The 24,203-nt window shown below is 67.5% G+C and carries 19 protein-coding genes; 7 read left to right on the top strand and 12 right to left on the bottom strand.

Going from position 1 to position 24,203, the window contains the following annotated elements; translation table 11 throughout:
• Positions 1-10: 10 nt before the first annotated feature.
• From HCU76_RS02480 to HCU76_RS02470, 3 genes are all read left to right on the top strand, one after another.
• On the top strand, positions 11-1,036 hold the full coding sequence (locus HCU76_RS02480) for an alpha/beta fold hydrolase (protein ID WP_218508357.1): 1,026 nt from the start codon (positions 11-13) through the stop codon (positions 1,034-1,036).
• Positions 1,033-2,421: a carotenoid oxygenase family protein gene (locus HCU76_RS02475; RefSeq protein WP_218508356.1), complete on the top strand. Its 1,389-nt coding sequence runs from the start codon at positions 1,033-1,035 to the stop codon at positions 2,419-2,421. Before HCU76_RS02480 ends, HCU76_RS02475 begins: the two co-directional genes overlap by 4 nt.
• A 190-nt stretch (positions 2,422-2,611) precedes the next feature.
• Entirely contained in the window at positions 2,612-4,288 is a 1,677-nt protein-coding gene (locus HCU76_RS02470; RefSeq protein WP_218508355.1) for a phospholipase D family protein, read from the top strand.
• Between the two features lie 110 nt (positions 4,289-4,398).
• Here the strand turns inward: HCU76_RS02470 and HCU76_RS02465 are convergent, their stop codons facing one another.
• The 9 genes from HCU76_RS02465 to HCU76_RS02425 form a co-directional block, all read right to left on the bottom strand.
• A complete protein-coding gene (locus HCU76_RS02465; protein ID WP_256353922.1) occupies positions 4,399-5,178 on the bottom strand; it encodes a crotonase/enoyl-CoA hydratase family protein in 780 nt (259 codons plus the stop codon).
• Positions 5,175-6,245, bottom strand: coding sequence for a branched-chain amino acid ABC transporter permease (locus tag HCU76_RS02460; RefSeq protein WP_218508354.1), 1,071 nt, complete (start codon positions 6,243-6,245; stop codon positions 5,175-5,177). The genes HCU76_RS02465 and HCU76_RS02460 overlap by 4 nt, the downstream gene beginning before the upstream one ends.
• Positions 6,246-6,261: 16 nt before the next feature.
• Complete coding sequence (locus HCU76_RS02455) at positions 6,262-7,326, bottom strand: branched-chain amino acid ABC transporter permease (protein WP_218508353.1); 1,065 nt, start codon at positions 7,324-7,326, stop codon at positions 6,262-6,264.
• A 7-nt stretch (positions 7,327-7,333) separates the two neighbouring features.
• Positions 7,334-8,086 carry an ABC transporter ATP-binding protein gene (locus tag HCU76_RS02450; RefSeq protein ID WP_218508352.1) on the bottom strand — a complete coding sequence of 251 codons (753 nt, stop codon included), beginning with the start codon at positions 8,084-8,086 and terminating at the stop codon, positions 7,334-7,336.
• Complete coding sequence (locus HCU76_RS02445) at positions 8,079-8,906, bottom strand: ABC transporter ATP-binding protein (protein ID WP_218508351.1); 828 nt, start codon at positions 8,904-8,906, stop codon at positions 8,079-8,081. The genes HCU76_RS02450 and HCU76_RS02445 overlap by 8 nt, the downstream gene beginning before the upstream one ends.
• Positions 8,907-8,922: 16 nt before the next feature.
• Positions 8,923-10,125, bottom strand: a complete 1,203-nt coding sequence (locus tag HCU76_RS02440; RefSeq protein ID WP_371319742.1) for a substrate-binding domain-containing protein — start codon at positions 10,123-10,125, stop codon at positions 8,923-8,925.
• A gap of 29 nt (positions 10,126-10,154) precedes the next feature.
• A complete protein-coding gene (locus HCU76_RS02435; RefSeq protein WP_218508350.1) occupies positions 10,155-11,723 on the bottom strand; it encodes a long-chain-fatty-acid--CoA ligase in 1,569 nt (522 codons plus the stop codon).
• 360 nt (positions 11,724-12,083) lie between these two features.
• A complete protein-coding gene (locus HCU76_RS02430; protein ID WP_218508349.1) occupies positions 12,084-14,195 on the bottom strand; it encodes a 3-hydroxyacyl-CoA dehydrogenase NAD-binding domain-containing protein in 2,112 nt (703 codons plus the stop codon).
• Between the two features lie 24 nt (positions 14,196-14,219).
• Complete coding sequence (locus HCU76_RS02425) at positions 14,220-15,299, bottom strand: zinc-binding dehydrogenase (protein WP_218508348.1); 1,080 nt, start codon at positions 15,297-15,299, stop codon at positions 14,220-14,222.
• A gap of 126 nt (positions 15,300-15,425) precedes the next feature.
• Between HCU76_RS02425 and HCU76_RS02420 the strand changes: the two genes are divergently transcribed.
• Positions 15,426-16,220, top strand: coding sequence for an SDR family oxidoreductase (locus HCU76_RS02420; protein ID WP_218508347.1), 795 nt, complete (start codon positions 15,426-15,428; stop codon positions 16,218-16,220).
• Between the two features lie 83 nt (positions 16,221-16,303).
• Here HCU76_RS02420 and add read toward each other — a convergent pair whose 3' ends face one another.
• Together add and HCU76_RS02410 are read right to left on the bottom strand one after the other, a co-directional pair.
• Entirely contained in the window at positions 16,304-17,302 is a 999-nt protein-coding gene (gene add, locus HCU76_RS02415) for an adenosine deaminase (RefSeq protein ID WP_218508346.1), read from the bottom strand.
• Positions 17,303-17,304: 2 nt separating this feature from the next.
• Entirely contained in the window at positions 17,305-17,682 is a 378-nt protein-coding gene (locus HCU76_RS02410) for a hypothetical protein (protein ID WP_213957837.1), read from the bottom strand.
• A gap of 137 nt (positions 17,683-17,819) precedes the next feature.
• Between HCU76_RS02410 and HCU76_RS02405 the strand changes: the two genes are divergently transcribed.
• The 3 genes from HCU76_RS02405 to HCU76_RS02395 are packed head-to-tail and all read left to right on the top strand — an operon-like array spanning position 17,820 to position 20,579.
• Positions 17,820-18,968 carry an acyl-CoA dehydrogenase family protein gene (locus tag HCU76_RS02405; protein WP_218508345.1) on the top strand — a complete coding sequence of 383 codons (1,149 nt, stop codon included), beginning with the start codon at positions 17,820-17,822 and terminating at the stop codon, positions 18,966-18,968.
• Between the two features lie 13 nt (positions 18,969-18,981).
• Complete coding sequence (locus HCU76_RS02400) at positions 18,982-19,779, top strand: enoyl-CoA hydratase/isomerase family protein (protein WP_218508344.1); 798 nt, start codon at positions 18,982-18,984, stop codon at positions 19,777-19,779.
• On the top strand, positions 19,776-20,579 hold the full coding sequence (locus tag HCU76_RS02395; protein ID WP_218508343.1) for an enoyl-CoA hydratase: 804 nt from the start codon (positions 19,776-19,778) through the stop codon (positions 20,577-20,579). The genes HCU76_RS02400 and HCU76_RS02395 overlap by 4 nt, the downstream gene beginning before the upstream one ends.
• A gap of 19 nt (positions 20,580-20,598) precedes the next feature.
• On the opposite strand, the gene HCU76_RS02390 is transcribed toward HCU76_RS02395, so the two are convergent.
• Positions 20,599-24,198, bottom strand: coding sequence for an indolepyruvate ferredoxin oxidoreductase family protein (locus HCU76_RS02390; RefSeq protein ID WP_218508342.1), 3,600 nt, complete (start codon positions 24,196-24,198; stop codon positions 20,599-20,601).
• Between the last annotated feature and the right edge of the window lie 5 nt (positions 24,199-24,203).

The following is a 24,203-nucleotide window of genomic DNA, read 5'->3' as shown; positions in this document are numbered from 1 at the left end:
GAGATCGACCATGAACGACCCTGACCTCACGCCGGACCTGCCGACCACACGCCGCGGATTGCTCGTCGGCGGCGTCGCGGCCGCAGCGGCGCTCGGCTTCCCGCTGGTGGCTGCCGCCACCGACCCGCCCGCCGCGCCCCGACCGGGCACGCGGCGCAACCCCAACCTCCACAGCGAAAGGCGAACCATGAGCACCTTCAACACCAGGGACGGCACCCAGCTCTACTTCAAGGACTGGGGCTCGGGCCCCGTCGTCAGCTTCAGCCACGGCTGGCCGCTGAATTCAGACGCCTGGGAGTCGCAGATGTTCCACCTGGCATCGAACGGCTTTCGCTGCATCGCACACGACCGCCGCGGCCATGGCCGCTCCAGCCAGCCCTGGAACGGCAACAACATGGACACCTATGCCGATGACCTGAACGAGCTCTTCACGGCGCTGGATGTGAAGAACGTGACCATGATCGGCCACTCCACCGGCGGCGGCGAGGTGGCGCGCTACGTCGGGCGGCACGGCAACGGCCGCGTCGCGCGCGTGGTGCTGATGGGCGCGGTGCCGCCGATCATGGTGAAGACCGCGGCCTATCCCGGCGGCCTGCCGATGGAGGTCTTCGACAACTTCCGCAAGTCCTACCTGGCCGACCGGTCGCAGTTCTTCCTCGAGATCGCCAGCGGCCCCTTCTTCGGCTTCAATCGTCCGGGTGCCAAGGTGTCGCAGGGAATGATCCAGGCCTGGTGGGCGCAGGGAATGACGACGGGCCACAAGAACGCCTACGACTGCATCAAGGCCTTCTCGGAGACCGACTTCACCGAGGACCTGAAGAAGATCGACGTGCCGACCTTGATCATCCACGGCGACGACGACCAGATCGTGCCCATCGCCGCGTCCGCACTGCTGTCGGCCAAGCTGGTCCGGGGCTCGGTGCTGAAGATCTATCCGGGCGGCTCGCATGCCCTGGGCGACACCGACCGGACCAAGCTCAACGCGGACCTGCTGGCCTTCGCGAGCTCCGCCCACACCCCAAGGAGTTCATCATGAACCAGTCCATGTCGGCAGAGAAGATCCCTTCGGCGAACAGCACCGGCGCGCCCTACGTCGCCGGCAACTTCGCGCCCCTCAAGAGCGAGGTCACGGCCTTCGACCTGGAGGTGATCGGCCGAGTCCCCGAGGAACTGAACGGACGCTTCCTGCGCATCGGCCCCAATCCGATCGACGAGCTGGACCGTGTGCAGCTCGTGCGCCATCACTGGTTCGCGGGCTCGGGCATGGCGCACGGCTTGCGCCTGCACGGCGGCGAGGCGGACTGGTTCCGCAGCCGCTTCGTGCTGGACCGGGATGCCGCCAGGGTCCTGAGCCGCAAGCCGATTCCGGGTCCAGGCGAAGGCACGCGCGACGGCAACGTCAACACCAGCCTCATGAACGTGGGCGGCAAGCTGTGCGCGGTCGTCGAGGCCGGCAGCATCCCGGTCGAGCTCGACTACGAACTGTCCAGCGTGCGGCGCACCGACTTCGACGGCACGCTCGAAGCCGGCTTCACCGGCCACCCCAAGTTCGATCCGGTCGCGGGCGTGCACCACGCCCTGGCCTACGAACCCTTCCAGCCGATCCGCTACATCTCGGTCGATGGCGACGGGCGTGCCACAACGAAGGCGCGCATCGACCTGCCGCACATCCCGCTGATCCACGACATGGCGTTCACGCAGGGCTTCATCGTCGTGCCCGACTTCCCGGTGACCTTTCAACCCGAGTTGTCCCACACCGACTTCCCGTGGCTCTGGGACGAGCGCCGGGCCTCGCGCATCGGACTCCTGCCACGCGACGGCGATGTGTCTGCCATCCAGTGGTTCGAGGTGCCGCGTTGCTTCGCCTTCCACTTCGTCAATGCCTACGACGAAGGCGATCTCACCATCGTCGACCTGGCACGACACGAGCGGATGTTCCACACAGACCAGAACGGGCCCAACGAAGGCGCGCCCGTGCTGGTGCGCTGGACCTTCCACCGGCCGTCCGGCCATGTGAGCGAGACCGTGATCGACGACCGCGGCATCGAGTTCCCGCGGATCAACGGGCGCCATGCCGGGCTGCCCTATCGCTACGCCTACACCGCCTTCTGGGGCGACGACGTGGCCTTCGGCCCTGCGATGAAGCACGACATGACGCGCGGGACGACCGAGGTGCATGACTACGGCGCGGGCATGATGACCTCCGAGCCGGTCTTCGTTCGCAAGCCGGGCGCCGCCGCCGAGGACGAAGGCTGGGTGCTGTCCTATGTCTACGACCCGAAGCGCGACCTCAGCGACGTGGTCATCCTGGATGCCCAGGACTTCGCCTGCGAGCCGGTCGCGACGATCCGCTTGCCCGTTCGCGTGCCCTTCGGCTTCCACGGGGGCTGGGCGCCCGACAAGGTGACCGTCGTCGAGTGAGTGTTCAGCCGGGCGGGTCTGCCTCATTTCGGCCGTCGTTCGAGCGGCCGCTGTCGTGGCGGGCAATCCTGACGTGGGTCGCGGTGCCCGAAGCGTGGACACATGAAGGCGTCCCTGCAGCTCGCGTGCCGCATATCTCGCATCGATAAGATGAGGATGGAAGCTGGGTATGCACAGCTTGATGGCCCTCATGACATCGAACGCCGACTCCCCGCAACTCACGCAACTCACGCACCTCGCCAGCACCGGGCGGCTGGTGCGCGGGGCGCGCACGGCATTGCTGCTTGGAATTGCCCTGCTGCTCACGGCGTGTGCGGGCCTGCCATCGATCCCGCGCCCCGCTGCGACTTCCGCCATCGACGACTACGGACAGACGCCACTCGCGGCAGTCACGCAGAAGGCGCTGCCAGGCGATGGCCGATCCGGCTTCCGCCTGCTGCCCTACGGGCCCAACTCGTTCGCGACACGCATCGAACTCACCAAGGTGGCGACCCGAAGCCTCGACGTCCAGTACTACCTGCTGCAGGGAGACAACACGGGCCGCGCGCTGATGCGCGCGCTGCGCGACGCGGCCGCCAGGGGTGTGCGCGTCCGCGTGCTGATCGACGACCTGTACACGGTGGGGGAAGACGAACTGCTGCTGGGCCTCGCCAGCTATCCGAATGTCGAGGTGCGCCTGTTCAACCCCTTTCCCGCGGGCCGCGGCCACGACGCAACGCGCTTTGTCCGCTCCGGCTTCGACTTCAGCCGCGTGAACCGGCGCATGCACAACAAGCTCTTCATTGCAGACAACGTCGCCGCCGTGGCGGGCGGGCGCAACATGGCCGACGAGTATGTGATGAACGCCGCCGGCAGCAACTTCATCGACATGGACACCTTCGTCGCCGGTCCGCTGGTGCGAGACCTGTCCCACGCATTCGACGCGTACTGGAACAGCGAGGTCGTGTTTCCGGTGCAGAGCATCGCGCACAGCGACGCCGCGCCCGCCCAACTGCAGCAGGCGTTCGAACGCAGCACCAGCAACGCAAAACCGCCGCGGGCCAGCGAGATTCCGGCCGACGGCAGGCCGCTCGATCCCACAGGCGGCGAGCCGAGCGCGTTGCCGCTGGATCTTGTTCCTATGTTGAACCTGCCATTCGAGCTTGCGGCCGGGCGCTTGAGCCCGTTGATCTGGGCGAATGCCCGTGTCGTGTTCGATCCGGTCACGAAGACCGAAGGGCTCAACGATGCGCAGGACTCGATCAGGGGCACGGTGACCGAAGCGGTCATCAACTGGTTCAGGACCGCGCACAGCAACATCAAGATGGTGTCGCCCTACTTCGTGCCGACCGACAGCGGGGTGGCGAGCCTCGCCAGGGCCACGCAGGAAGGCATCGGTGTCGAACTCATCACCAATTCGCTCGCGTCGACCGATGAAGCGTGGGTCTACGTGGGGTACGAGGCGCACATCAAGGCGCTGCTGAAGGCAGGCGTGAGGGTGTGGGAACTGAGCCCTTCGCTCAGCGTCAAGCGCCACAAGCTCGGCATCTTCGGTCACCGCACGGGCGCCTTGCACATGAAGAACGCCATCGTCGACCACCAGCAGGTTTTCCTGGGATCGATGAACCTCGACCAGCGCTCGGCGAAGCTGAACACCGAGCTTGGACTGATCATCGACAGCCCGGAGATGGCACGGCAGCTGGACAGTTTCGGCGACGCCAGCAGCTCCTACGAACTGCGCTTGAGCGCCGATGGACGGAACGTCGAATGGCTGGAGGAAGGGGACGACGGCACGCAGATCGTCCACGACCAACCGCCCGAGACAACCACCTGGCAGCGTTTCTGGTTGAGCCTGATCGGGCCGTTCATTCCCGAGAAGGAACTGTGATCGGCCGTGCTCGTTGCACGACGGGCGCATAGGTGCGGGCGCTCGGAATCAAGCAGCACTCGACGGCTCCCGCAGCGGCCCGAGCTGCCCCAGCGATCACGAATCTGGTTTCAGCGCCCTTGCCAGACCGCTGTGCGCTTCTCGGCAAACGCCGCCGCGCCTTCCCGCGCATCGGACGACCGGTTGACGACCTGCGCCACCGCACGCTGCCGCTCGAACATCTCGTCGTCGCTCCAGGTCCTCGAGCCCTGGATGATCCGCTTGCTCGCCGCCACCGACAGCGGCGCATTGGCATCGATGCGCGCGGCCAGTGCCATCGCCTCGGCCAGCGCATCGCCCGGCTCGACGAGCCGATTCACCAGCCCCCAGCCTTGCGCCTGCGCCGCAGTGATCGGATCGCCGGTGAGCGCCATCTCCATCGCCAGGCCGATGGGAATCCGATGCGGCAGGCGCATCAAGCCGCCCGCGGACGCGACCAGTCCACGCTTGACCTCCGGCAAGCCGAAGCTCGCCGAGCGGCTGGCCACGATCAGATCGCAGGCCAGCGCGATCTCGAAGCCCCCCGCGACGGCATGCCCTTCGACAGCCGCGATCAAGGGCTTCCTCGGCGGCGCTTCACAAAGGCCGGCGAATCCCCTGCCCTCGATCACGGGCTCGACGCCTTCGAACGCAAAGGCCTTGAGGTCCATGCCCGCGCAGAAGTTGCCGCCGGCGCCGGTGATGATGCCCACGTGCAATGCCGGGTTGGCATCGAGTTCGGCCATCGCCGCGGCAAGGGCTTGCGCCACGGCCAGGCTGATCGCGTTGCGCACCTGCGGACGGTTGATCGTGACCACCATCACGTGGCCTTCGATGCGGACGAGAACAACGGGTTCCTGCAAGTCGCTCAAAGCACCTCCCGCGTGGTCGAGCGCAGCTTGCCGACGATGCCGCTCGGAAAGAAATAGACCGACAGCACGAACACCGCGCCGAACCACAGCAGCCAGCGGTCAGGATGGAACAGCTTGGCCAGCAGCGGCACCGACTCCAGCGAGCCGCTGACTCCGCCCATCAGGCTCTGCAGGTAGTTCTCGGCCACGACATACAGCGCCACGCCGACCACCGAGCCGTACACCGTGCCCAGCCCGCCAATCACGGCCATCAGCAGGATGTTCAGCATCACGTTGAAGCCCACCGTCGTCTGCGGGCCCACATAGCGCAGCCACAGCGCCATGAGGATGCCCGCGCAGGTCGCGAGCGCGGCCGACAGGCAGTTGATGGCGACGCGGTAGAACAGCGTGCGGTAGCCGATGGCCTCGGCGCGGAACTCGTTCTCGCGGATCGCTTCGAGCACGCGGCCGAAGCGCGAGTTGACCACGCGCAGCATCAGCAGGAACAGCAGCACCGACGACAGCAGGATCAGGTAGTAGGTCAGCACCTTGCCGTTGATCGTGGTGCCGAACACGTCGTTCTCGAACAGGCGGAAGGCCGGCGTCAGCAGTTCCGGCAGCTTGAAGGTGCGGCCATCGTCGCCGCCGGTGAAGTTACTCAATCGCATCACCAGCGCGCCGAAGGCGGAGGCCACGGCCAGCGTCATCATCGTGTAGAAGATCGCCTTCACGCGCAACGAGACCAAGGCGATGAGGAAGGAGAGCAGCACCGAAACGCCCAGGGCCGCCGCGCTGCCGATGGCCATCGCGCTCCAGGTCGGCCCCAACTTGTACATCGCGATCGCCACGCCATAGGCACCGATGCCGTAGAACATCGCGTGAGCGAAGGACACCACGCCGCAGTAGCCCAGCAGCAGGTCGAAGGAAGCGACCAGCACGACGAACACGCAGATGGTGGCCGCCACGTTGAGCGAACGCGCGCCGGAGAACAGGAACGGCGCGGTCGCGAGGTAGAGCAGGATCAGCACCAGCAGTGCCGTGAGCACGCGACTGCGCGGGAAGTCGCCGGAGAGTATTCGGTTCAGCATGGCGTCGTGGTCCGCGTCAATGTTTGTTCACGGGGTACAGCCCCTGCGGCCGCCACAGCAGCACGGCCATCATCACGAGGATGTTCGACACCAGCGCCAGGTCCGGCAGCACGAAGCTCACGTAGTTGGTGCTGAGCGCGATCAGCATCGCGCCCGCGAAGCAACCGGTGACCGAGCCGAGCCCGCCGATGATCACGATGATGAGCATCTGCACCAGCACCTCGGCGCCAATGGCGACGGTGAACTGCTCGCGGTAGAAGCCCCACATCACGCCGCCCAGCCCAGCCAGCGCCGAGCCGCCGACGAACACCGCGACGAAGATGCCGCGCACGCGATAGCCGAGCGCCTCGACCATCGAGCGGTTCTCCACGCCTGCACGGATCAGCAGCCCGACCCGCGTGCGCGTCAGCAGCAGCACCAGGCCGGCGTAGACCAGCAACCCGATCACCACCGCCACCAGCCGATAGCGCTCGATGGCCACGTCCCCCATGACGAAGGAGCCGCGGAAGGTCTCGGGCAGCGGCAGCAGCATCTGGTTGGCGCCGAACAGCACCAGCACCAGCTGCTCGATGATGATCATCGCGCCGATGGTGATGAGGATCTGCTTCAGGTGGTCGCCATACACCGGCTTGATGAAGAGCCGCTCGTAGACCCAGCCGAGCGCGGCCGTGACGAGCATGGCCACCAAGATGATCGCGGCGATGGCGACCAGGCTCAGGCCCACCTGCCCCGACTCCAGCAGGCCCTTCAGCGGCGCGACCATCAGCGTCGCGGTGTAGGCGCCGACCGCGACGAAGGCGGCATGGCCGAGATTCATCACGTCCATGAGGCCGAACACCAGCGTGAGGCCGCTGGCCATGATGAACAGCATCATGCCCATCGCGAGCGCGGCGACGGTGAGCGTGATCCAGGTCGGCACGCTGCCGACCACCGGCAACGCGAGCGCGATGAAGGCGAGGATGAGGATGCCCGGCACGAGATCGCGCTTGCGGCCCGGCAGCGCTTCGAGCGCGGCGGATTCGGGGGGTGTGGACGCGACGGGCAATGCCGACGGTGTTGCGATGGATTCGAGAGCGGCCATGTTCTTCCTAGTGCACCGCGCCGGCATGCAGGCCGAGCAGGCGCGCCTGCATCGATTCGTCGTCGGACAGCGCCTGCATGCTGCCGGCATGCACGATGCGCCCGTCGTCCATCACCGCGACGTGGTCGCCGAGCGCGCGCACGAAATGAAAGTTCTGCTCGACCAGCAGGATCGTGGTGTCATGCGCCTTCAACTCAAGGAAGGCCTGCGACAGGTTGTCGACGATGGCGGGCGCGAGGCCCTTGGTCGGCTCGTCGATCAGGAGCAGCTTGCGCGGCTCGATGATGGCGCGCGCGATGGCGACCATCTGCTTCTGCCCGCCCGACAGCGTGCCGCCCGGCCGCAGCCAGAAGCGCTTGAGCGCCGGGAACAGGCCGAACATCCAGTCGAGCCGCTGCTCGTCGAAGCGTCCGCCGATGGCCGCGAGGCGCAGATTCTCCTGCACCGTCAGGCCAGAGAAGATGCCCATGTCCTCGGGTACGAAGGCGATGCCGCGCCGCGAGATGTCGGGCGTCAGTTCCTGCGTGATGTCGTAGCCGTCGAAGCGCAAGGCACCGGCGCTCGCGTGCCATAGGCCCATGATGGTGCGCAGCGTGGTGCTCTTGCCGGCGCCGTTGCGGCCGAGCAGCACGGTGAGCCCGGCGCGCGGCACGACGAGGTCGACGCCCTGCAGGATGTGGTACTCGCCGATGTGCGTGTGCACGCCTTCGAGCGTGAGCAGGGGCGCGGCGCCGGGCAGGGTGTTGGGTGCGTCAGGCATGGGCGGGCTCCGCGCTCTTGTCGCTCATGTCGCTCATGTCGCTCGTGTCGCTCTTGTTCGTGGCCGGGCGCTTCACGCCCAGGTAGGCCTCCTGCACGATGGCCGAGGCCATCACCTCGGCCGGCGCGCCGTCGGCTACGAGCTTGCCGTTGTGCAGCACCACAATGCGGTCGGCCAGAGAGTGGATCACGTCCATCTTGTGTTCCACGAGCAGGATGGTCTTGTCGCCGCGTGCCTTGAGCCTGCGGATGAGTTCGAGGATCACCGGCACCTCGTCCACGCTCATGCCAGCCGTCGGCTCGTCGAACATCAGGATCTCCGGCTCCAGAGCCATGAGGATCGCAACTTCGAGCTTGCGCTTGTCGCCGTGAGGCAGCTTCGATGCCGCGTCGGCGCGGCGATGGGCCAGGCCGACTTCCGCCAGGTAGTGGTCGGCCTGCTCGATCAGGTCGCGGCGGCCGCGCCACATCGCCAGCATGTTGAAGCCCGCGCTGTGACGGCTCTGCACCGCCAGGCGCACGTTCTCTGCGACGGTCAGGCGCGGGAACAGGTTGGTGAGCTGGAATGCGCGGCCGATGCCGCGGCTGGTTCGCTGCGCCGCGCTCAGCCGCGTGATGTCCTCGCCCTTGAGGTGCACCGTGCCCGAACTTGCGCGCAGCTGGCCCGACAGCAGGTTGAAGTAGGTCGTCTTGCCGGCGCCGTTGGGGCCGACGATGGCCGTGAGCGTGCCCGCGCCGAACGCGGCCGTCACGCCATCGACGGCCGCGTGTCCGCCGAAGCGGATGCCCAGGCCGGTGCTGGCCAGCGCTGCGGTCGTCATGGCGCGCGCCCGGCGTTCAACGCTTGACCGTGACCGGCACCGGCATTTCCGAAGCCGGGATCTCACGCACCAGTTCCAGCAGGTCCCATTCGCTCGCCGGGTTCTTCTTCATCCTGAACTGGTACTGCGCCTGCATGGCCTGGTGGTCTTCCTTGCGGAAGGTCATCTTGCCCTTGGGCGTGTCGAAGTCCATGCCTTCCATCGCCGCGATGAGCTTGGGCGTGTCGACCGAGTTGGCCTTCTTGATGCCGGCCACGATGGCTGCCGCACTGACGAAGCCGCCCGCGGTGAACAGGTCTGGCGGCACGTTGTAGCGCTTCTGGTGCTCGGCGACGAGCCAGTCGTTCATCGCGTTCTTCGGGAAGCCGTAGTAGTAGAAGGTGCCGCCGGTCACGTCGAGGCCCTTCCACGGCTTGGTGTTCTCGAGGTTCGCGCCACCGATGGACATGAACTCGATGCCGTAGCGGCCCGGGTTCAGCTCGGAGATCTTGCGGATCGGATTGGGCGCACCCCAGATCACGACCAGGTACTTCTTGCCGGTGACGTTCTTCATGCCGTCGAAGATGCGCTGCATGGGCGCGGTGAAGTCGGTGGTGGCCAGCGGGATGAACTCCTCCTGCACGACCTTGGCCTTGCTCTTGGTCTGCGCCATCGCGTCCTTGAAGGCCTTCACGCCGTCGCGGCCATAGACGTAGTCGGGCGCGAGGAAGGCGATGTTGTCGCCGTCCTTCAGGCTGGCCGCGCTGGCCAGCGCATCCTGGAACGAGTTGCGGCTGGCGCGGAACATGAACTTGTTCCAGGCCGCGCCGGTCAGCGAGTCGGCAATGGCCGGCTCGACCATCAGCAGCTTGCCGTACTCCTCCGCCACCGGCGCCATCGCCAGCGCACCGCCCGACCACGAGGTGCCGATCGCGATGTCGGCCTTGTCGTCGGACAGCGCCTCGGTGAGCATGGCCTTCGACAGCTCGGGCTTCATCTGGTCGTCCTTGACCACGATGTCGACCTTGCGGCCGATCAGCGTCATCGTGCCGCCGGTGAGGTATTCCATGCCCAGCCGGAAGCCGCGCTCGGTGTCGCGCGCATAGGCCTCGGATGGGCCGGTCTTGCTCGCGATCAGCGCGATCTTGATCGGCTTGTTGTCCTGCGCGGCGGCGGGCAGCGCGAGGCATGCGGCCAGCGCCAACGCGGCGCCGGCCATCAATCTCTTCGTCAGCATCATCTCGTGGTCTCCTTTGAATCAGGTTGGGGTCACGCCACAGCGCGTTGCTGGTTGTGCCAATAAGGGGCGCGCAGGATGCGCTTGAGGATCTTCCCGCTCGGGTTGCGCGGCAATTCGTCAACGACATCGACGCTCTTCGGGCACTTGTAGTGCGCGAGGTTGGCGCGCATGAAATCGATGATGTCGCGCGCATCGGCCGTGGCGCCGGGCCGCAGGACAACGCACGCCTTGACCGCCTCTCCCCAGGTCTCGTCCGGCACGCCGATGACGGCGCCGTCCATCACGTCCGGGTGGCGCATCAGCACGTTCTCGACCTCGGCCGGATAGATGTTCTCGCCGCCCGAGACGATCATGTCCTTGATGCGGTCGTTGATGTAGAGGTAGCCGTTCTTGACGTAGCCGCCGTCGCCCGAGCGCAGCCAGCCGCCGTTGGCATTGCGGCCTTCGGGGTAGGCGGCAGTGGTGGCTTCGGGGTTGCGCCAGTATTCCTTCAGGTTGCGGTCGGACTCGATCCAGATCTCGCCGGTCTGGCCATCGGGCAGGTCCTGCATCGTGATCGGGTCGACGATGCGCAACCGTCCGCCGCCAATGGGCCGGCCCGCCGAGCGCAGCAGTTCGGCATCGCCCGAGCGATGGTCCTCGGGGAACAGGAAGGTGGCCGGCCCCGAGACTTCTGTGAGCCCGTAGACCTGCAGGAAGTCGCAGCCGAACAGGTCGAAGGCCTGCTGGAGCGTGGTCTCGCTGATGGGCGAGCCGCCATACGCGATGAGCTTCACGCCGGCATAGTCGTTGGCCTTGGCACCGGGCACCTGCAGCATGAACAGCAGCATCGCCGGCACGACGAAGCTGTGGGTGATGCCGTGCGTGGAGAAGGCCGCGAGGTACTGCACCGGGTCGAAGTCGGCGAACACCGTCGTCAGGCCGCCGTTCTGCAACGGCATCAGCAGCATCGTCATGCCCGCGACGTGGAACACCGGCAGCGGGTTGCCGAGGATGCTCGACTGCTCGAACTTCCATTCGCGCTCGACCACGCAGCTGGTCGACAGCAGCCCCGCATGCGAGAGCACGATGCCCTTGGGCAGGCCGGTGGTGCCGGACGAATAGAGCTGCAGCGCGGCGTCGTGCGTGTCGAGTTCGACAGGCGTCAGGTTGGGACTGGCATCGGCATACCACTGCGCGAGCGAGGGCACGTCGCCTTGCTGCGATTCGGTGCAGACCAGTCGGCGGACCAGCGGCAGCTTGGCGGCTTGCTGCACGGTCGGCATGAAGGCCGCATCGGCCATGAGGAACGGCGCCTCGCCGTTGTTGACGATGTACTCGACCTCGTGCGGAGCTAGGCGCCAGTTCACCGGCATGCAGACGGCGCCGAGCTTGCACGCGGCCAGCGTGACGAGGATGCACTCGATGTGTTGCTTGGTGAGCACCGCGACGCGGGTGCCGCGGCCGACGCCCATCGCGGCCAGTGCGTTGGCGATGCGGTTGGTGTGGATATCGACGTCGCGGAACGTGAGCCAGCGGTCGCCGTTGCGGTAGGCCGGCGCGTCGGGGCGGATCGTGGCCTGGCGTTGCAGGCATTGGACGAGGGTCTTGTCTTCCATGTCAGGTTTCCAGTGCGCGGGTTGCATGCGTTGCGCGAAGTCCGTTCGGGGCGCGTGCCGAGGGCACTGGGTATCCCCCTCCGCGAATGTCCCCCGCCTTCGGCTCCTCCTTTATTTCGCTGCGGGGGACACCCAGCACCCTCGGCACAGGACACGGTGCGTCGTGCCAGCCGATCAACAACTGCGCGTCTGGATCACGTCGATGGCGTGCTCCCCGCAGCGAAATAAAGGAGGAGGCGGCAGTCGAAGACTGACGGCGGGGGACATTCGCGGAGGGGAGTACGCCGTCGGCGTGATCCCGCCCCAAACCCAAAGCAGAGGGCTGCAGCGAGCGGCGGAAGCATCGATGCTGTTTCATGCTCAGGCGGCGCGCCAATCGGAAATGCGCTGTCCTCGCTGCGCCAGGTCGGCGAGCAGGGGCGACAAGGTCCAGTAGCCGAACTCGTTGCCGCGCACCTGCGCGTAGTGCTCCAGGCGTTCGGCGATCACGCCCAGCCCGATCTGGTCTGCCATGAACATCGGGCCGCCCTTGTGGTCCGGGAATCCGTAGCCGGCCGTCCACACGATGTCGATGTCGCCGGGCCGGTAGGCGATGCCCTCCTCCAGGATCTTCGCGCCCTCGTTGATGAGCGGATAGAGCAGTCGCTCGACGATCTCCTGCTGGCTGATGTCGTTACGTTGGGCGATGCCGTGTGCCGTCGCCAGCTCTTTCGCCAGCCGCGTGGTCTCCGGGTCGCCGACCGGCTTGCGGCCGTCGTAGCGGTAGTAGCCCGCACCGGTCTTCTGGCCGAAGCGGCCCAGTTCGAACATCGTGCGCACCATGGCGCGGTAGCTGTCGTCGGGTGGCAGGCCGCCGGCCTTGCCGTACTCGATCACCGTCTTGGCGCCCACGTCGATGCCGGCCATGTCGAGCATGCGGCACGGCCCCATCGCCATGCCCAGCGCTTCCACGGCGCCGTCGATCTCGGCCGGCGCGGCGCCTTCCATCATCAGGAACTCGGTCTCGCGCATGTAGACCTCGGCCATGCGGTTGCCGATAAAGCCGTAGCAGACGCCCGACACCACCGCCACCTTGCCAATCTTGCGGGCCAACTGCATCACGGTGGCCAGCACCTCGGGCGCGGTCTTCGCGCCGCGCACGACTTCGAGCAGGCGCATCACGTTGGCCGGGCTGAAGAAATGCATGCCGACCACGTCGGCCGGGCGGCCGGTGGCCTCGGCCAGCACGTCGACATCGAGCGTGGAGGTGTTGGTCGCGATGATCGCGCCAGGCTTGCAGACGCCGCCGAGCTTCGTGCAGACCTGCTTCTTGAGGTCCATGTTCTCGAAGACGGCCTCGATGACCAGATCGCACGGCGTCAGCGCGTCGTAGTCGAGCGTGCCGCGCAAGAGGGCCATGCGTTGCTCGACCTGTTCGGCAGTCAACCGCCCCTTGGCCGCGCTGGCTTCGTAGTTGGCCCGCACCAGAGCCAGCCCGCGATCGAGCGCCGCCTGCGAGGTCTCGACCAGCACCGCCGGGATGCCCGCATTGGCGAAGTTCATCGCGATCCCGCCGCCCATGGTGCCCGCGCCGACGATGCCGACCGACGCGACCGGTCGCAGCGCCACGTCCTTCGAGAGCCCGGGGATCTTGCCCGCCTGGCGCTCGGCGAAGAACAGGTGGCGTTGCGCCTTCGACTCGGGCGACGTGCGCAGTTCCTCGAACAGGCGCGCCTCCACCGCCTCGCCCTCGGCGAAGGGCAGTGTCGAGGCCTGCACCGCCATCACGATGTTGCGGGCCGAGGGGTAGAAGGCCTTCTTGCGCTTCGCCTCGTCGAGGGCACGTTCGAAGTAGTCCGGCGGCAGGCCGACCTGCGACACGTTCATCTCGCTGACGCGGCGCGGCCCGGCGCCACGCGCCACCAGCGCCTGCGTGAAGGCCAGTCCCGCGTCGAGGGGATCGCCCTCCTTGAGCTCATCGACGATGCCGGCCTTGAGCGCAGCGGCCGCCTTGATGGAGCGCCCGCTGGAGATCATGTCCAGCGCCAGCTCGACGCCGGCCACGCGCGGCAGGCGTTGCGTGCCGAGCGAGCCGGGCAGCAACCCCAGCTTGACCTCCGGCAGGCCGATCAGTGTGCCTGGCAAGGCGACGCGGTAGTGACACGCCAGCGCCAGTTCGAGGCCGCCGCCGAGCACGGTGCCGTGCAGCGCCGCAATGACCGGGCGGTCTTGCGATTCCAGCCGCATCAGCGTGCCGTTGTAGAGCGCGGCGGTGAAGCCGGGACTGTCGAAAGAGGTGATGTCCCCGCCCGCCACGAAGGTGCGGCCCTCGCAATGCAGCAGCAAGGCGGCGTAGCTGCGGTCGGCCTCGAAGGCATCGACGGCAGCGGCCAGGCCGGTCACCACCTGGAGCGAAAGCGCGTTGACGGGAGGGTTGGCGATGCGCAGCACGGCGACGTCGCCATGGCGGGCGAGGGAGACGAGTTCAGTCATTGGGGCAGGCTAGCAAAGGGCTGTTCATCTCTCTTGCGTCCACACGCTGTCCGGATGGGGTCTGACCCGCGCCGTGGGCATCACCAGCAGCTTGATCTGCGTGGTGGGCCGTCGCAGCGCCTCGAAGGCCTCGGGTAACTGGTCCAGGGTGACGGTGTCGGTGACCATCGGCGCCGGGTCGACCCTGCCCGCGTCGAGCAGGTCCAGCACGCGGCGCCAGTCGGGCTTGCCGTAGCCCATCACGAACTGCAGGCTCAGTTCCTTCGCCATGGCGCGCTGCGGCAGCACCCGGTCCTCGGTCGGGCAGACGCCGACCACGACGACGCGGCCACGCGGCTTCGACAGGTCCACGCATTGCTGGATCAGGTCCGGTGCGCCGACGCATTCGAAGATCACGTCGGGTGGCGCGCCTGTGCTGCGGGCAAAGGCTTCGGCAATCGGTTCGGACTTGGGGTCGATGACCGCGGTCGCGCCGAAGCGTGCGGCCGTCTCGCGGCGGGCTTGGGCGTACTCGCTCACCACGACGTGCGTGGCGCCGGCCTGTCTTGAAAAGGCCGTGACGGCCAGCCCGATCGGCCCGGCGCCGATCACCAGCACCCGGTCGCCGAGCCCGACCCTGCCCGCCTCCACCGCGTGCAGGCCGACGGCCAGCGGCTCGATCATCGCGCCCTCGCGGTCGCCCACGGCATCGGGCAGGCGCAGTGCCTGGCCCACGGGCACCTTGACGTATTCGGCCAGCGCGCCGGGGCGATTGGGGCTGAAGCCGGTGAGCCGGTTGTGCGGGCAGATCATGCCCAGGCCCTCCCTGCACTCCCGATGGCCTTCCGAGGTACAGGCGGTGCAGGCGTTGTTGGGCAAGGCGGTCACGCGCTGGCCCACCTTCCAGCCGCCGGCGCCGCTCTCGACGATCTCGCCGGAGAACTCGTGGCCGAGCACGGTGCCGTCCTTCACGGTGAAGAGGCCGGGGTGCGTCGAATGCAGGTCGGAGCCGCACACGCCGCAGCAGAACACGCGCAGCACCAGTTCGCCCGCGCCGGCCTGCGGCAGCGGCACATCTTCGATCGACAGCAGGCGGTCGACCCCGCGGAACACAGCAGCTTTCATGGATGCCGAGGCTAGTGGCGCGGGGGCCGGCTGGCTTGCGTGCAGGCGCTGCGCTCGCGCGTCGGGCCGACGTTTCAGCGTGTGCGCGCAAGATCGAGAGGCAGTACCTGCCTACGATCGGCTTCAATGAACCTGCAGGACAAGGTTGTCGTCGTCACGGGCGGCGCGAGCGGTATCGGCGCCGCGATGGCGCAGCGCTTCGTCGCGGAAGGCGCGCGCGTCGTGGTCGTGGCCGATCGCGATGGCGCGCGGGCTCGCGAGATGGCCGACCGGATCGCTGCTCCGGGCACGCGGCGCGACGGGCCGCGCGGCGCCGTCGCGGCCACGCTCGACGTGGCCGACGAGTCCGCCCTCACCACGCTGATCGATGAAGTCGAAAACACGCACGGCCCGATCGACCTCTTCTGCAGCAACGCCGGCACCACCATCCGCGGCGGCCCCGAGTTGCCCGATGCCGACTGGCGCCATGTGCTCGACATCAACCTCATGGCCCACGTGCACGCCGCCCGCGCCTTGCTGCCGCGCATGCTGGCGCGCGGCGGCGGCTACCTGTTGCAGACCGCGTCGGCCGCGGGCCTGCTGTCGCAGTTCGACGCGCCCTATGCGGTCAGCAAGCATGCGGCGGTGGCCTTCGCCGAGTGGCTGTCGATCACCTACGGCGACCGCGGTATCCGCGTGAGCTGCCTCTCTCCCGGTGCGGTGGACACGCCCTTGTTGCAGGCAGAAAGCCAAGCGCGCCGCGCGCTGATGTCACAGGGCGTGATCGACGCCGACGCGGTCGCCGGCATCGTGGTGCAGGGGCTGGCCGAGGAGCGCTTCCTGATCCTGACGCATGACTTCGTGCAGGCGCAGGTCGAGCGCAAGGCGGCGGATCGGGAGCGCTGGATTCGAGGCATGCGGCGCTTGCACGCGCAGGTCTGAAGGCAGCCGCGCGCTTGGCAGGGCACGACTTCAACATGCGTATCGCACCGATCAGCCGAGTGCGGAACGGAAAGCCGCAACCACTACCAGCGCGCCAGATCCGCGAGCAACCGCTCTTTCACGTCCGCATTCGCAAAGCTCGCCGTGATCGAATCGCACGCCACATCGCGCAACACCTCCTCCGACCAGCCGAAAGTCGTGCTGCAAAGCGCATATTCGCCCACAAGGCTCGCACCGAGCAGCACCGGATCGTCCGTGTTGAGCGACACCACGACCCCAGCCCGCCGCAGCCGATCGACCGGATGCGCCTCGATCGACGGATAGACCCCGAGCACCAAGTTCGACGTGGGGCAGACGCCGAGCGGAATGCGGCGCTCGGCCAGCAGTTCCACCAACGCCAGGTCGTCGATGGCCCGCACGCCATGGTCGATGCGGTCCGCGCCGAGGAGCTCGATCGCATCGCGCACACCTTCGGGTCCGCTCGACTCGCCGGCATGCACGGCGCGCCGCAATCCAGCCGCGCCGGCACGGCGAAAGGCTTCGGCAAAGCGCGGTCCGGTGCGGCCGGCCGCGGCTTCGTTGCCGTCGATGGAGAGCGCCACCACGCGCGGATGCCGCAAAGCAACGAGCGCATCGACCAGTTCCGTCGCCTCGTCCGCCGTCTGCGTGCGCAACAGGCTGACGCACAGGCCCACCGGCGGCAGGCCGTCCTGCTCCGCAGCAGTGAAGCCGGCGTCCATCGCATCGATCATCGCGGGCAAGCGGCCATGCCATGCCTTCCAGTGCGTCGGGTTGAAGATCACGTCCGCATAGCCGGCGCCGTTGTCGGCAAGCCGTTTCGCATAGCCGTAGCTCAGTTCGGCCAGCCGCTCGCGCGTCGAGGCCAGGCCGCAGGCCCAGTCGAGGAAGTGCAGGAAGCCGGCGAGGCCTTCGAACTGGAACAGCCGCTCGCGCGGGCGCGGCATCGCAATGCCGGCCTGCGTGGCCCATGCTTCGAGCACGGCGGGTTCGAAGCAGCCTTCGAGGTGGGCATGGACCTCGGCCTTGGGAAGGGCACGCAGGCGATCGAGATCGGGAGGCATCGTTACACCCAGCGGCGCACCGCCTCCGCCGTATCGCTCGGCTTCGTGTTGAAGCAGATCTTCGCCGCCGGCGCGTGCGCATGCACGATGTTGATCAGCCGCTCGAACAACAGGAAGTACGCCGGCAGCGTGCGTATGCCCGCGCCGATCGCGATGCAGTCGAAGGGCTCGCCGGAGAGCACCTCGGTCACCACCTGCCCCGCCGTCTCGCCCAGGTCCGTCAGGCACAGGTGCGCGTCGTAGCCGAGGCCGTTCAACGTGGCCTGGTCGGTCGCAAGGCCGGTGCGCACCTTGTCGGCATTCATGTCCGGCATCGCGCTGAAGTCGACCAGGCTGGGCTCCAGGCCGATGACCAGCACACGCTTTCTTTTCGCATCCATGCATCGCTCCTGTTCGGGATTGGAGACCCGGATTGAATCACTGTTACGAAGCACTGCGGGGATTCGTCTGATCCGACGATCCATGCATGCCGGTGGCGTGCCACCATGACTGCCACCCCTGCGCAGCACTGCACACCATGCCCATCGACTTCCATCCAACCTGGCTCGACGAAGAGCTCTCCATGTACCGCGACACCGTCGCGCGCTTCGTCGACACGGAGATGCTTCCGCAGGACGAGGAATCCCGAAAGCGCGGCCATGTCGGCCATGATCTGTGGCGCCGCGCGGGCGAGCTCGGCCTGCTGTGCTCCGACATTCCCGAGGCCTATGGCGGAGGCGGCGGTGACTTTCGCCATGAGGCCGTGTTCTACGACGCCATGTCGCGCCGCGGCCTGACCGGCATGAGCCCTTCCGTGCACAGCATCGTCGCGCACTACCTGCTCAACCACGGCACCGAGGCACAGAAGCAGCGGTATCTGCCACGCATGGCGCGCGGCGAGATCGTCGGCGCGATCGCGATGACGGAGCCAGGCGCCGGCTCCGACCTGCAAGGCGTGCGCACACGCGCCGAACGCCGCGGTGACAGCTACGTGATCAACGGCTCCAAGACTTTCATCACCAACGGCTACCTCGCCGGGCTGGTGCTGGTGGTGGCCAAGACCGATCCTTCGCAGCGCGCCCGCGGCACCTCGATCCTGATCGTCGAGCCGAAGGAGGTCGAGGGCTATCGCGTCGGCCGCGTGCTGGACAAGATCGGCCTCAAGGCGCAGGACACCTCGGAGCTGTTCTTCGACGACGTCACCGTACCGGCCGACAACATCCTCGGCGGGCAGGAGGGCCAGGGCTTCTTCCAGCTGATGTCCGACCTGCCGTACGAGCGCACCATCATCGGCGTGATCGCGGTCGCGGCCATGGAAGGCGCCTACGAGGCGACGCTCGACTACGTGCGGCAACGCACCGCGTTCGGCAAGCCGATCGCGGATTTCCAGAACACCAGGTTCAAGCTGGCGGAGATCGCCACGACCATCAAGGTCGCGCGCACCTTCGTCGACCGTTGCGTGTCGGACCTGGTGGCCGGCACGCTCGACACCGCCACCGCATCGATGGTGAAGCTCTGGACCTCGGAGCAGCAAGGCAAGGTCATCGATGAGTGCCTGCAACTGCATGGCGGCTATGGGTTCATGACCGAGTACCTCATCGGCCGCATGTACGTAGACTGCCGCATCCAGCGCATCTATGGCGGCACCAACGAGGTCATGAAGGAAGTCATTTCCCGCGCAATGTGAGGCACCGAAAGCAATGCAATACGAACACCTCGAAGTCGACATCCAAGGCGCCGTCGCCTGGGTCACGCTGAACCGGCCGGAGCGGCTGAACGCGCTCAACCCGAAGATGATCGCGGAACTCACTGCCTTCTTCGGCGGGCTCCGGGCCAGCTCGCCGGTCCGCGTGGTGATCCTGCGCGGCGCGGGCCGTGCCTTCTGCGCCGGGCTCGACCTGAAGGACTTCCAGTCCGGCGGTGCGCGCAAAAGCGTCGGCGAGATGCTGGAGTTCCAGAGGAAGGTGCGCGACATCATGATTGCGATGCGGCGTTGCCCGCAGCCGGTGATCAGCATCGTCAACGGCTCGGCCAGCGGTGGCGGCTTTGCGCTGGCGCTGGCCTCCGACATCCGCCTGGCCACCACCGATGCGCGCATGAACGCATCGTTCATCCGCCTCGGTCTCAGCGGCTGCGACGTCGGCGTGAGCTACTTCCTGCCGCGCATGGTCGGCGCATCGGTGGCGGCCGAGCTGATGCTGACCGGGCGCTTCCTCCACGCGCAGCGCGCACTGGCATTGGGGCTGGTCAGCCATATCGGATCGCCCGACGAACTGGAAGCCGAAGCCGCCGCGCTCGCCGACGAGATGCTGCGCGCCACGCCGCTCGGCCTGCAACTGACGAAGGACGCGCTCGGCATCGCGATCGATGCGAATTCGCTCGAAGCGGTCATCGCGCTGGAAGACCGCAACCAGGTGCTGTGCACGCAGGGCGAGGACTTCGCCGAGGGTGTGGCCGCCTTCCTGGAGAAGCGCGCGCCGAGGTACGGTGCCCCATGACGAACGACGCTTCTGGCCTCGTGACGGTCGAAAGGCCCTTTGCGGGCTGCGCCGTGGTCACCCTCAATCGCCCGCGCGCGATGAACGCCCTGTCGGTCGCGCTGCGACGCGAACTGGTGTCGACTTTCGAAGCCCTGCGTTCCGACGCGGATGCACGAGTCATCGTGCTGACCGGCGCCGGCAATGCGTTCTGCGCGGGACTCGACCTGAAGGAGTTGGGCGCCGCCGCGGAACCAGGTGCGGCCGTGGCGCCTGCCGCCGACGAAGACCCGATGCTCGCCATGTTGCGCCTGCAGGCCCCGGTGATCGGCGCGATCAACGGCCCGGCCATCACCGGCGGCTTCGAACTCGCACTCGCATGCGACTTGATGATCGCCTCGACGCGTGCGAGCTTCGCCGACACGCATGCGCGCGTGGGCGTGATGCCGGGCTGGGGACTGTCGCAACGCTTGCCGCGCCTGATCGGCCCCGGCCGCGCGAAGGAACTGTCCCTGACCGGCAATTTCCTCGACGCCCGGCAGGCCGAGGCGTGGGGCCTGGTGAACCGCGTCGTCGAACCCGACGCCCTGCTGCCCGCCGCGCTGAAACTGGCGAGCGACATGCTGTCGGTGCTGCCGGAGATGCTGGTCGCCTACAAGCGCCTCATCGACGATGGCCTGCGGACCGGCCTTGCCGAAGGACTGGAACTGGAGCGCGAGCGCTCGCGTGCATGGGCCGCCGGCTTGCGCGGCGCCGACATCGAAGCGCGACGCCGGCAGATCGCGGAACGCGGCCGCGCGCAAGGCAAACCAGCGAGCTGACCCCCGCCCGCGCGCCGCATCAGGTGGCCAGCGCCATGCGCGAATCGCCAGCCACCGGAAAGTCCCCGAGGTGCGCATCGATGCCCATGACCGCCGCCCGCCGCCGCACCTCCGCGACATACAGCGCGACATTGCCGGCCTTCACGTCCTCATAGCCGCGCACCATGTCCGGCAGGCCGGCGAGTGCGACCATCTGCGCATGATTGGCCTCCGTGAGACTGGCTGCCATCGTGTCAACCAGCGATTCGTAGTGCGTGACCAGCATGCGCTCCATGCGTCGGCCCGGCGTCGCGCCGAACACGTCGAAGGCGGTGCCGCGCAGCCGCTTGCCCCAGCGCAGCAGCTTCAGGACCGGTGCGAACCAGGGTCCCAACTGGATCTTGTTCTTCACCCCGAGCTTGCGCAGGAACGTGGGATGCATGTGCCACGTGATGCGGGCGTTCGCACCGAACGTGCGCTGCAGCCGCGCCTGCTCCGTGCCGTCGAGCAGCAGGCGCGCAACCTCGTACTCGTCCTTGTAGGCCATCAGCTTGTAGAGGTTCTTCGCGACGGCCATAGTCAGCGCTTCGCTCAGCGCCTCGCTCAGCGCATCGCCTTCTCCGCCGAGCCTGCGCTCTGCCTCACGCAACGCCTTCACGCGCCCGACATAGCGCGCGGCGCAAGCGATGTCCTGGAACGCGATCAGTTCCGGCACGCGCACTTCAAGCACGCGCTGCAATTCGCCCGTTGCGCCGACGCGGTCGATGAGTTCACGTGCCTGCTGCGACATGGGCGCGGGTGACGCACGCACATCGCGTTCGTCCTGCGCCAGCGCCGCATCCACGCGCGCGCGGTCGGCCACCACCAGCCGTCCCCAGCGGAAGGCCTCGAGGTTCATCTCGACCGCCGTGCCGTTGAGCCGGATCGCATCCTCGATGGCATCGCCCGGAATCGGCAAGGCGCCCGCCTGGTAGGCCACGCCGACCAGCAGCATGTTGCTGGCCATGTGGTCACCGAACAGGCGCTCGGCCGTGTGCTGTGCATCGATGAAGACGTTGTGCGCGCTGCGGCTGGCCGCGTCGATCGCCTCGCGCAGGCTGTCGGGCGCGGGATAGTGCTTGTCCTTGTTGGCCACCATCTCGCCGGTCGGCACCTGCGTGGTCGAGACGATGGCCACGGTGCGCTCCGGCGAGGCCAGCGCGAGGTTCTGCGCGCTCACGCCGACGAGCGGGTCGAACACCAGGTAGAGGTCCGCGCTCGCGGTGCCCACGGTCGGCGAGCCCTCGACATCCTGCGGCATCACCTTCAGGTGCGACACCACCGGGCCGGCCTTCTGGCTGGAGCCGGTGTGGTCATAGGTCTGCACCTTCATGCCGCTGCGGAAGGCCGCCGTGCCGAGCACCTGGTTGACGGTGACCACGCCGGTGCCGCCGATGCCGGTCAGGCAGATCGAGAACAGGTCTTGCGGCACGACCATCACTGGTTCGGCCAGCACGACGTCCGACGGGAAAGGCGCATGCCGCGCCACGCGTTTCTTCTGTACGCCCTCGAGCGGCTCCACCGTCACGAAGGACGGGCAGTCGCCCTTCAGGCAGGACAGGTCCTGGTTGCACGAGGACTGGTGGATGGCGGTCTTGCGGCCGAACTCGGTCTCCACCGGCTGCACGCTGAGGCAGTTCGACTTCTTGCCGCAGTCGCCGCAGCCTTCGCAGACCCGCTTGTTGATGAAGGCCGAGCGCGGCCGGTAGTCCATCTTGCCGCGCTTGCGCAGCCGGCGCTTCTCCGTCGCGCACTGCTGGTCATGGATCAGCACCGTCACGCCGTCCGTCCCCGCCAGCAGTCGCTGGGCCTCGAGCAGGCGATCGCGATGCCACACCTCCGCGCCATGCACCTTGCCTTGCGCATACTTCTGCGGCTCGTCCGACGTGATGAGGATGCGCTTCACACCCTCGGCCTCGAGCGACTTCACCATGTCGGGCACGCTCATCCCGCCCAGCACGTCCTGCCCGCCCGTCATCGCGACGGTCGAGTTGTAGAGCAGCTTGTAGGTGATGTGCGTGTTCGTAGCGACTGCGAAGCGGATCGCCAGGCTGCCCGAATGCGCGAAGGTGCCGTCGCCCAGGTTCTGGAAGAAGTGCTTGGTCTCGGTGAAGGGCGCGAGGCCGACCCATTGCGCCCCCTCCCCGCCCATCTGCGTGTAGCCCTTGACCTCGCCATGGCCCGGTCCCATCCACAAGGCCATGATGTGGCAACCGATGCCCGCGCCGACGATCGCGCCATCGGGCAGCTTGAGGCTGCTGTTGTGCGGGCAACCAGAACAGAAGAAGGGCGTGCGCGCCGTGCCGAGCATGATCGGCGCGCGCTTCGTGGCATCGAGCATCAGCGCGCGTTGCCGCACCTGTGGCGTGTCGGCCAGCGGACCGAGCCGCTTCGCCAGCGCCTGCGCGATCGCATCCGGCGACAACTCGCCAAACGCCGGCAGCAGTTGCACGCCACGCTCGTCCTGCTTGCCGACGATGCGCGGACGATGCGCCTCGCCATACAGGATGTCCTTGACGAAGAGTTCGAGGAAGGGCCGCTTGTCCTCGATGACGACGATCTCCTCCAGCCCCCGCGCGAACTCGCGCACGATGCCCGGCTCCAGCGGAAACAGCATGCCGATCTTCAGGATCGCGATACCGCGCGCCAGCAGGGCCTTGTCGTCCAGCCCGATCGCACGCAGCGCCTCGCGCAGGTCGTAGTAGGTCTTGCCACTGGTCAGCAGGCCGATGCGCGCATCGGGCGGTCGCACCACGATGCGGTTCAGGTGATTGGCCGCCGCATAGCGTCGCGCCACTTCCAGTTGCTCGTCGAAGATCATCCGCTCGGCCTCGAGCATCGGCGGCCCGGCCACGTTGGTGCGGATCACCGGCTTGAGCGGCTTGCTGCCGAACTGCAGGTCCGGCATCACCGGCACCACGCGCCGCGGCCCGACCCATGCCACCGCGGCACTGTCGGCCACGTCATTGACAAACTTGAAGCCCACCCATAGCCCGCAGGCGCGCGACAGCGCATAGCCATGCAGGCCGAAGTCGATCACCTCCTGGATGTTGCCGGGCGCCAGCACCGGCATGTAGAACTTGTAGAACGCGGTGTTGGAATCGCTCGGGAAGATCGTCGAACGCGCATGCGGGTCATCGCCGGCCACGGCCAGCACGCCGCCGTTGCGGCCCACGCCGCGGAAGTTGTGGTGATGGAAGGCATCGCCGGTGCGGTCCACCCCCGGAGCCTTGCCGAACCACATCGAGAATACGCCGTCATAGCGCGCACCGGGAATGTCGTGCAGCACCTGCGTGCCGAAGGCAGCCGTGGCGGCCAGCTCCTCGTTCAGGCCCGTGCGATGCACGATGTGGTGCTCTTCGAGCAGCGCCTTGTTGCGGTCCATCTCGCGATCGACATTGCCCACCGGCGAGCCCGGGTAGCCGCAGACGAAGCCGGCCGTATTGAGCCCGTTGCGCAGGTCGAGCCGCCGCTGGTCGAGCATCACGCGCAGCAGCGCCTGCGTCCCGTTCAGGTAGACAGGCCCTTCCTCCAGCGTGAAGCGCCGCTCCAGGCTGAATGGGTCGACAGCGGCGTCGACGGCGCGTGCTTCGTGGTCCATGGTGG

Source organism: Variovorax sp. dw_308, assembly GCF_019207085.1.
Taxonomy (GTDB): Bacteria; Pseudomonadota; Gammaproteobacteria; order Burkholderiales; family Burkholderiaceae_C; genus Variovorax.
Note: the sequence above shows the minus strand (reverse complement) of the source record. Positions and strands in the feature narration are given on the sequence as shown.